Source organism: Cellulomonas septica, assembly GCF_012396155.1.
Classification (GTDB): Bacteria; Actinomycetota; Actinomycetes; order Actinomycetales; family Cellulomonadaceae; genus Cellulomonas; species Cellulomonas septica.
The window spans coordinates 1-10,064 of sequence record NZ_JAAXOY010000056.1 but is presented as its reverse complement, the minus strand read 5'-3'; the positions used below and the strand labels follow the sequence as shown (position 1 = coordinate 10,064).

Here is a 10,064-nt window from a genome sequence, read left to right as displayed (position 1 = left end):
CGGGCCGCCCGGACGTGCCCGGCGCCCGCTCCGTCGGTGCGCGGCGCGAGGGAGGCGCGGACGGGTCCCTTCGGACGGGGGAGCCGGAAGGACTCGGCGACGAGCGCCCCGACGACGACGCCCGTGAGGCCGAGGAACAGCGGGTCGGCCAGCGGGCTGCGTCCGCCGACCCCGACGACGAGCGCGCCGTACCAGCGGATCCCGACGACGACCGCGAGGCACACGCCCGTGAGCGCGCCGACGACGCGGTACGTGCGGTGCCGCCGCAGGTAGCGGGACACGACCTCGGCCTCGTCGCTCGGGGGGACCGGGTCGCCGGTGAGCCACGCGAGGTCGGCGACGGTCGGGCGGCTGCGGGCGGCCGTCACGAGCACGACGACGAGCCCGCCGACCAGGAGCAGCGCCACGAGTCCCGTGAGCTACGACCCGACCGTGACGACGGTCCTCTTCGAGGGCGCAGGCCCGAGCGCCTGAGCGCCTGGCGCACGCCCGGCCCGAGCCGCTCGACGGCGCGGGCCGGGCGACGTGCGTCGGCGCAGGTCACGGCGTCCTCCTCGCTCGGACGGGTGTCCGAGTATCACCCGTCGTGACAGGTGTTTTCACCCGTCCTGTCCTGTTTTGCGCGGTTTCCCGCTCGTAGGATCGTGCGCGTTCGCCCACTGTCCGAGCGCCCCGGGGTGTCGTCATGTCTCTGCGTCCAGTCACCGACCGTCGTCCGGTCGCTCGTGCGTGGGCCCTTCTCACCGCTGCGGCGACGGTCGCCGTCGGGCTGGTCGTCGGTGCCGCGCCGGCGCAGGCCGACACCGCCCCGCCGCCCGAGCTGCCCCCGACGGTCTCCGCCGACGCGCTCCCCACGGTGCAGATCAACGGCGTCGTGTGGCAGCAGACGATGGTCGGCAACCAGGTGTACGCGGGCGGCGACTTCCAGAACGCGCGCCCGGCCGGCGCGGCGGCGGGCGTCAACACCGTCACCCGCACCAACCTCCTGCGCTTCGACGTCACGACGGGCGTGCTCGACAGCGGCTGGGCGCCGAACCCGAACGCGCAGGTCCGCGCGGTCGTGAAGTCGCCCGACGGGTCGCGCATCTACGTCGGCGGCAACTTCACGAGCATCGCGGGGACCACGCGGTACCGCATCGCGGCGTTCGACGCGGCGAGCGGCGCGCTCATCACGACGTTCAACGCGGGCACCAACGGCCAGGTCCGGGCGCTCGCCGCGACCAACACGACCGTCTACGCGGGCGGCATCTTCACGCAGGCCGGCAGCGCGACGCGGACGCGGCTCGCCGCGTTCAACGCCGCCAACGGTGCGCTGCTGCCGTGGAACCCGAGCGTCGACGACGGCTCGGTGAGCGCGCTGACCGTCTCGCCCGACGGCGCGACCGTGATCGTCGGCGGCAACTTCACGTCGTTCAACGGCAGCACCGCGGCCCCGGACGGGCTCGCGCGCGTCGACTCCGTGACCGGCGCCCCGCTGTCGTTCCCGGCGACGTCGCAGATCCGCAACAGCGGCACCGCGGGGTCGATCACGGGCCTCACGGGCGACGCGGACAACATGTACGGCACGGGCTACACGTTCGGGCGCTCGGGCGGCACGCTCGAGGGCGTCTTCGCCGCCGACTGGGAGACCGGCTCGATCCGCTGGATCGCCGACTGCCACGGCGACTCGTACGGCGTGCACGCGCAGGGTCCGGTGGTCTACGCCGCGAGCCACCATCACTACTGCGGCAACGTCGGCGGTACGCCGCAGAACGACGAGTGGCTGTTCTACCGCGCCGACGCCTACACCAAGGAGCCCATGCGCAAGCTCGGCCGCGAGCACCTGGGCTACACCAACTTCGAGGGCACGAACGCGCCCGAGATGCTGAACTTCTACCCCGACCTGGACACCGGCACGTACACGGGCCAGAACCAGGGGCCGTGGGCCGTCACCGGCGACGACCGGTACATCGTGTACGGCGGCGAGTTCCTCAACGTGAACTTCCGCCGCCAGCAGGGTCTCGTGCGGTTCGCCGTCCCGAGCATCGCGCCCAACGACCAGGGTCCGCGGTTCTCGGGCGCGGACTTCACGCCCACGGCCCGCGGCATCGGGACCGGCGCCGTGCGCATCTCCTGGACCGCGAACGCGGACTTCGACAACGAGGACCTGACCTACCGCGTGCTGCGCAACGGCCAGCCCGTGTCGAACGAGGTCAAGAAGTCGGTCATCTGGAAGCGGCCCACGCAGGGGTACACGGACACCGGGCTCACACCGGGCCAGACGTACACCTACGCGGTGCGCGTCTCGGACCCGTTCGGCAACACCGTGACGAGCCCGTCCGTGCAGGTCGTCGCCGACGGCACCGGACCGGTGAGCCCGTACGCCCAGACCGTCATGACCGACGGCGCGTCGCACTACTGGCGCCTGGGCGAGGCGAGCGGCACGACCGCGCTCGACGCGGCCGGCACGGACGACGCCACGACCGGCACCGCGCTGACCCGTGGCACGACCGGCGCGATCGCGGGCGACTCGACGACGGCCACCACGTTCGCCGGGACGACCAACAGCCGCGTCGTCGCGCCGCAGCGCGAGCAGGACATGAACGAGCTCTCCGTCGAGGCGTGGATCCGCACCACGTCGAACCAGGGCGGCTGGGTCGTCGGGTTCGGCAGCTCGACGAGCCTGACCGGCACGAGCGGCACGCGCGACCGCCAGTTGTACGTCGACAGCGCGGGACGGGTGCAGTTCGGCGCGAGCCCGGGCCAGAACCGCACGGTGCGGTCGCCGCAGGCGGTCAACAACGGCCAGTGGCACCACGTCGTCGGCACGATGGACGGCCAGGGCATGGCGCTCTACGTGGACGGCGCGCTGGTCGCGTCGCGCACGGACAACCCGTCGGGCCGCAACTTCACCGGCTTCTGGCGGATCGGCGGTGACAGCCTGAGCGGCTGGCCGAACGCGCCGACGTCGAACAACTTCAACGGTGCGATCGACGAGGTCGCGGTGTACCCGTTCGCGCTCGCGCCGGGGACCGTCGCGGCGCACCACACGCTCGGCGTGACCGGCGAGGCGCCGGAGCAGCCCCCGGTCGCGGCGTTCACGCCGACGCCGAACGGCCTGACGGTGAACGTCGACGGCTCCGCGTCGGCCGACCCGGACGGCACGATCGCGTCCTACGCCTGGAGCTTCGGCGACGGCGGCACGGGCACGGGCGCGACCGCGTCGCACGCCTACGCGACCGGCGGCACCTACACGGTGACGCTGACCGTGACCGACGACGACGGCCACACCGCGCAGGTGTCGCACGACGTGACGGTGACCGCGCCGCCGCCGAACCAGCCGCCGGTCGCCGCGTTCACGACGGCGACGACGGGGCTCTCGGTGCAGGTCGACTCGGCCGGCTCGTCCGACCCCGACGGCACGATCGCGCAGCGCGCCTGGAGCTTCGGCGACGGCGGGACGGCGACCGGCACGACCGCGTCGCACGCCTACGCGACCGACGGCACGTACACGGTCACGCTCACGGTCACCGACGACGACGGCGCGACCGCGCAGACGACGCACGACGTCACGGTCACGACACCGCCGGCCGACGCGCCGTTCGCCGCGGACGCGTTCGCGCGGACCGTCGCGGGCGGCTGGGGCACCGCCGACACGGGTGGCGCGTGGACGGTCGCGGGCGGCGCGGCGAACTTCTCGGTCGCGTCGGGCGTGGGTGCCATGCGCGTCACGGGTGCCGGGTTCCGGCTGTCCTCGTTCCTGCCGGTCTCGTCGACGAGCTCCGACGTCCGGGTGGACGTCGCGCTCGACGCCGCGCCGACGGGCAGCGGGACGGACCTCGAGGTCGCGGGCCGCGCGGTCGGCACGACCGACGGGTACCGCGCACGGCTCAAGATGCTGAGCACGGGCGTCGTGCGCGCGTCGCTCATCGGGGTGTCCGCGGGCACGACGGCGACCGTGGCGCAGGTGAACGTCCCGGGCGTCACCTACTCGGCCGGGCAGACGCTGTCCGTGCGCCTGCAGGTCGAGGGCACGGGAACGACCACCCTGCGGCTCAAGGTGTGGCCCGCGGGCTCGCCCGAGCCGACCACGTGGACCCTCACCGGCACGAGCACGACGGCGGCGCTCCAGGTGGGCGGCGGTGTGGGCCTGTCGGTCTACACCTCGTCGACCACGACGACGCTGCCGCTGACCGCCCGGTGGAGCCAGCTGACGGCGCGTCCCGTCACCGCCTGACCCGCCGAGCACCGGCACACCGACGGCCTCGCCGTCCCGCCCACCAGCGGGAGGCGGGGCCGTCGCGCGTCCCGATGAGCCCGGGAAAGGCTTCCCACGGACGGTGGCCCGGGCGTCGTCACGCGCACCGGCGAAACGATTCGTCCGAATCACCCGGTTGCGCGTCCAGTTCACCCGGTTCCACCCCCTTCGGGGCGGTTTCCGCTGCTTACGATCCTCGTGCGCGGCTCGCCCTGCCGTGCGCCCCCGTCGCCCCCGAGGTGCCCCATGACCCGCTTCCGCGGACTCGTCGCCCGATCCTCCGCGCTCGTCGCAGCCGCCGCCCTGACGTTCGTCGGTGCGACGCTCGCGACGCCGGCCGCCGCCGACACCGCCCCGCTCGAGGGGACGCCGCTGACGGTCGCCGCCGACTCGCTGCCGACCGTGCAGATCGACGGCGTCGTCTGGCAGCAGGGCATCGCGGGGTCGCGGGTGTTCGTCGGCGGCGACTTCGCGAACGCGCGCCCCGCCGGCTCGGCCGCCGGCACCAACCTGGTGCCCCGCGCCAACCTCCTCGCGTACGACCTCGCGACCGGCGTCCTCGACGCGTCGTGGGCGCCGAACCCCAACGCGCAGGTGCGGACGGTCGCCGTGTCGCCCGACGGGACGCGCGTGTACGTGGGCGGCAACTTCACGAGCATCGCGGGGCAGGCGCGGTACCGGATCGCGGCCTTCGACGCGGCGACGGGCGCGCTCGTCACGTCCTTCAACCCGGGCGTCGACTCGCAGGTCCGCACGATCGTCGCGACGAACACGACCGTGTACGTCGGCGGCTCGTTCACCAACGCCAACGGGTCGGCGCGCAACAAGGTCGCCGCGTTCAACGCGGCCGACGGCGCGCTCCTGCCGTGGGCGCCCAGCGCCGACGACGGCTCGGTGAGCGCGCTCGTCGTGTCGCCCGACCAGACGCAGGTCATCGTCGGCGGCAGCTTCTCGACGTTCAACGGGAGCGGGAACCCCGGCTACGGGCTGGCGCGCGTCGACGCCGTCACGGGTGCGACGCTTCCGCTCGCGATCAACGGGCTCATCCGCAACGGCTCGACCCAGGCGTCCATCACGAGCCTGTCGAGCGACGCGACGAGCTTCTACGTCACGGGCTACGTCTTCGGCAGCACCGGCAACCTCGAGGGCACCGCGCGCGGCGACTGGGCCACGGGCGAACTGGTCTGGGTCGAGGACTGCCACGGCGACACGTACGCGGCGTGGCCCGGCCCGGGTGACGCGGTGTACGTCGCGGGGCACCCGCACTACTGCGGCAACATCGGCGGCTTCCCGCAGACCGAGCCGTGGACGTTCTACCGCGCGCTCGCGTTCAGCAAGGCCGTGACGGGCGTCGCGACGGCCGACCCGTACGGCTACTACAACTACGCCGGCAAGCCCACGCCGACGCTGCTCAACTGGTACCCCGACATCAACTCGGGCTCGTACACCGGCCAGGGCCAGGGGCCGTGGACGGTCACGGGCAACGACCAGTACCTCCTGTACGGCGGCGAGTTCACGATCGTCAACAACAAGGGCCAGCAGGGTCTCGCTCGGTTCGCGCGCACGGACACCGCGCCCAACAAGCAGGGGCCGCGCCTGGCGTCGGCCACGTGGCCGCTGTCGGCGGCGTCGTTCCAGTCCGGCACGGTCCGCCTGAGCTGGCCCGCGAACTACGACCGCGACAACGAGAACCTCACGTACACGGTGTCGCGCAACGGCCAGGTCATCCACACCGTCACGGCGGCGTCGGTCGTCTGGAAGCGCCCGCAGATGGGCTTCCTCGACACCGGGCTGACGCCGGGGACGACGTACACGTACCGGATCAAGGCCGTCGACCCGTTCGGCAACTCCGCGATCACCGACCAGGTCCAGGTGACCGTCTCCGACGACGCCTCGACCAGCGCGTACGCGCAGCAGGTGCGCACCGACGGTGCGACGTCGCTGTGGCGGCTCGGCGAGCCCAGCGGCACCACGGCGTTCGACTGGGTGGGCTGGTCCGACCTCACGCTCGGGTCCACCGTGACGCGCGGTGCGGCCGGCGCGATCGTCGACGACCCGAACGCCGCCTCGACGTTCGACGGCACCGCGAGCTCGACGGGCGCCACGAGCACGGCGATCCAGGGGCCGGACTCGTTCGCGGTCGAGGCGTGGGTCAAGACCACGACGACGCGCGGCGGCAAGATCGTCGGGTTCTCCAACCTGCAGACGGGCTCGTCGGGCAGCTATGACCGGCACGTCTACATGGAGAACTCCGGGAAGATCACGTTCGGCGTGTACCCGGGCTCCGTCCGCACGCTCACGAGCTCCGCGGCGTACAACGACGGCCAGTGGCACCACGTCGTGGCGTCGATGGGCACCGAGGGCATGAAGCTCTACGTCGACGGGCGTCGCGTCGGGCAGCGGGCCGACACGACCACGGGCCAGGCGTACGCCGGCTACTGGCGGATCGGCGGCGACAACCTCGGCGGGTGGCCGAACCAGCCGACCAGCAGCTACCTCGCGGGCAGCATCGACGACGTCGCCGTCTACCCGGCGCCGCTCACGGTCGCGCAGGTCGAGAACCACTACACGCTGTCGGGCCGCACGGTCGCCAAGCCGCCGGCCCCCGCCGACAAGTACGGCAAGGCGGTCTACGACGCGGGCCCCGAGCTGTACTGGCGGCTGGGTGAGGGGTCGGGCACGACCGCGGCGGACTCCGGCCCGTACGGCACGCCGGGCGTGTACCGCGGCACGTTCCTGCGCAGCCAGTCCGGTGCGCTGTCGGGCGTGAGCAACACCGCGGTCCGGTCGCTGGGCTCGAGCAACACGCTCGTCGCGAGCACGCAGCAGGTCTCGAACCCGACGGTCTACTCGCAGGAGCTGTGGTTCAAGACGTCGACGACGAACGGCGGCAAGCTGATCGGCTTCGGCGACACGAACACCGGGGTGTCGGGCAGCTACGACCGGCACGTCTACATGGAGACGAACGGGCGCCTGACGTTCGGCACCTGGACGGGCGTGGCCAACACGATCACGACGGCCGCGTCGTACAACAACAACCAGTGGCACCACCTGGTCGCCACGCAGGGCCCTGACGGCATGAAGCTGTACGTCGACGGCGCCCTGCAGGGCACGAACCCGCAGACGGGCGCGCAGGCGTACAACGGCTACTGGCGGATCTTCGGCGACACGACGTGGGGCCCGCAGGCGTGGTTCGCGGGCACGATCGACGAGGTCGCGGTGTACTCCTCGGTGCTCGACGCGCAGACGGTGACCAACCACTACGCGCTCGGCAAGACGGGTCAGCTGCCGAACCAGCCGCCGGTCGGGGCGTTCACCGCCACGCCGACGGACCTCACGGCGGCCTTCGACGCCACGGGCTCGACCGACTCCGACGGCACCGTCGCCGGCTACGCCTGGACGTTCGGCGACGGCGCGACCGCCACGGGGGCGACCCCGTCGCACACCTACACGGCGGGCGGCACGTACACGGTCACGCTGACGGTCACGGACGACAAGGGCGCGACCGCGCAGGTCGCCCACGACGTCACCGTGGTCGCGCCGAACCAGCTCCCGACGGCCGGATTCACGGCGACGCCGACGGACCTCACGGTCGCGTTCGACGCCGGCACGTCGTCCGACCCGGACGGCACGATCACGCAGCACGCGTGGACGTTCGGCGACGGCACGACGGGCGACGGACCCGCCCCGACGCACACGTACGCGGCGGGCGGCGACTACGAGGTGACGCTCACCGTCACGGACGACCGCGGCGGCAGCGCGCAGACGGTCCGCACGGTCACGGTCGTGGCGCCCAACCAGGCGCCCGTGGCGGCGTTCACCGCGACGCCGACCGACCTCACGGTCGCGGTCGACGGCTCCGCGTCGGCCGACGCCGACGGCACCCTGACCGCGCACGCGTGGGACTTCGGTGACGGCGCGACGGGCACGGGTGCGACCGCGTCCCACACGTACGCGGCGGCCGGGACGTACACGGTCACGCTGACCGTCACCGACGACCGGGGCGACACCGGCACGACGACCCGCGAGGTCACCGTGGCGGCGCCCGTCCCGAACCAGGGCCCGGTCGCGGCCTTCACGGCGACGCCGACGCACCTCGCGGTCGTGGTCGACGCGTCGGCCTCGACGGACGCGGACGGCCAGATCACGTCGTACGCCTGGCAGTTCGGCGACGGCGCGACCGCGACCGGCGCGACGGCGAACCACACGTACGCGGCCGACGGCACGTACACCATCACGCTCACGACGACGGACGACGACGGCGACACCGGCACCACGACCCGCGAGGTCACCGTGGCCGCGCCGCCCGCCGACGCCCCGTTCGCGCTCGACCCGTTCGCGCGGTCGGTCACGGGCGGCTGGGGCTCGGCCGACACCGGCGGCGCGTGGACGGTCCAGGGCGGGGCGGCGAACTTCTCCGTCGCGAGCGGCACGGGCGCGATGCGCGTCACCGGCGCCGGGTTCCGTCTGTCGTCCTTCCTGCCGGTCTCGTCGACCAGCACGGACCTCACGGCGAAGGTCGCGCTCGACGTCATGCCGACGGGCTCGGGCACGGACCTCGAGCTCGCGGGTCGCACCGCGGGCACGACGGACGGCTACCGGCTGCGGCTCAAGATGCTGTCGACGGGCGTGGTCCGGGCGTCGATCGTCGGGATCTCCGCCGGCACCACGGTCACCGTGGCGCAGGTCAACGTCCCCGGCATCACGTACACCGCCGGCCAGACGCTCCAGACCCGCTTCCAGGTGACCGGGACGGGCACGACGACGCTGCGCGCGAAGGTGTGGGCCTCGGGCTCGCCGGAGCCGACGGCGTGGACCCTGTCGGGCACGAGCACCACGGCCGCGCTGCAGGCCGCGGGCGGGATCGGCCTGTCGGTGTACACGTCGACGACCACGACGACGCTGCCGCTCACGGCTCGGTGGAGCGAGCTGGTGGCGCGCCCGGTCGTGCCATGATCGCCGCTCAGGGGGAGCGACGTCCGGCAGGGGGACCGATGGAGGACGGCTCGAAGACGGTGGCGGCCCACGACGCGGCGGCGGCCGGTCACGGCGACCCGCGCACGGTCGTCGGGGTGCTGACCTACCAGCGCCCCGACGACCTGCGGGCGGCGCTGCCGATGCTCGTGGCGCAGGCCGCGCTGCTCGACCCGCCCGCGGAGGTGCTCGTCGTCGACAACGACCCCGACGGCGGTGCGCGCGGGGTCGTGGAGGAGGAGGCGGCGCGGTCCGCGGCCGACGGCGGCCCCGTCGTCCGGTACGCCCACGAGCCGCAGCCGGGCATCGCCGCGGCGCGCAACCGCGCGTTCGACGAGTCGACCGACGCGGACCTGCTGGTGTTCATCGACGACGACGAGCGGCCCGTGCCGACGTGGCTGCGCCTGCTCGTCGACACGTACCTGGTCGACCGACCGGAGGGCGTCGTCGGGCCCGTGGTGTCGGAGTTCGAGCAGCAGCCCGACGCGTGGGTCGCGGCGGGCCGGTTCTTCGACCGCCGGCGCCTGCCGACGGGCACGACGACCGACGTCGCCGCGACGAACAACCTGCTGCTGGACCTGGCCCGGGTGCGTGCGCTCGGGCTGCGGTTCGACGAGAGGTTCGGCCTGTCCGGCGGCTCCGACCAGCTCCTCACGCGGCAGCTCGCGAAAGCGGGCGGGCGGATGGTGTGGTGCGACGAGGCCGTCGTGGTCGACGTCGTCCCGCCCGAGCGCGTGACGCGACGCTGGGTGCTCGCGCGCGCGTTCCGCAACGGCAACACGTGGGGCCGCACGTCCGTCGTGCTGGCCGACGGCCCGCTGGACCGCGCGCTCGTCCGGGCGCGCGTGACGGG

4 protein-coding genes are annotated in these 10,064 nt (G+C 73.4%); 3 read left to right on the top strand and 1 reads right to left on the bottom strand.

What is annotated here, in order from left to right; genetic code table 11:
* A partial coding sequence (locus HGA02_RS04240) for a hypothetical protein (protein ID WP_168677899.1) occupies positions 1 to 407 on the bottom strand: 407 nt, incomplete at its 3' end.
* A 278-nt stretch (positions 408 to 685) separates the two neighbouring features.
* Here HGA02_RS04240 and HGA02_RS04235 point away from each other — a divergent pair.
* The 3 genes from HGA02_RS04235 to HGA02_RS04225 all read left to right on the top strand — a co-directional run.
* Entirely contained in the window at positions 686 to 4,216 is a 3,531-nt protein-coding gene (locus HGA02_RS04235) for a PKD domain-containing protein (protein WP_168677897.1), read from the top strand.
* A gap of 267 nt (positions 4,217 to 4,483) precedes the next feature.
* Positions 4,484 to 9,193: a PKD domain-containing protein gene (locus HGA02_RS04230; RefSeq protein ID WP_168677895.1), complete on the top strand. Its 4,710-nt coding sequence runs from the start codon at positions 4,484 to 4,486 to the stop codon at positions 9,191 to 9,193.
* 38 nt (positions 9,194 to 9,231) lie between these two features.
* Positions 9,232 to 10,064 (top strand): glycosyltransferase family 2 protein (locus HGA02_RS04225; protein ID WP_246247414.1); only part of this gene is annotated, 833 nt, incomplete at its 3' end.

Excerpts from the sequence above, each read along its gene's own strand:
- HGA02_RS04235 (WP_168677897.1), top strand. The coding sequence starts at position 686 with ATGTCTCTGCGTCCAGTCACCGACCGTCGTCCGGTCGCTCGTGCGTGG.
- HGA02_RS04230 (WP_168677895.1), top strand. The coding sequence starts at position 4,484 with ATGACCCGCTTCCGCGGACTCGTCGCCCGATCCTCCGCGCTCGTCGCA.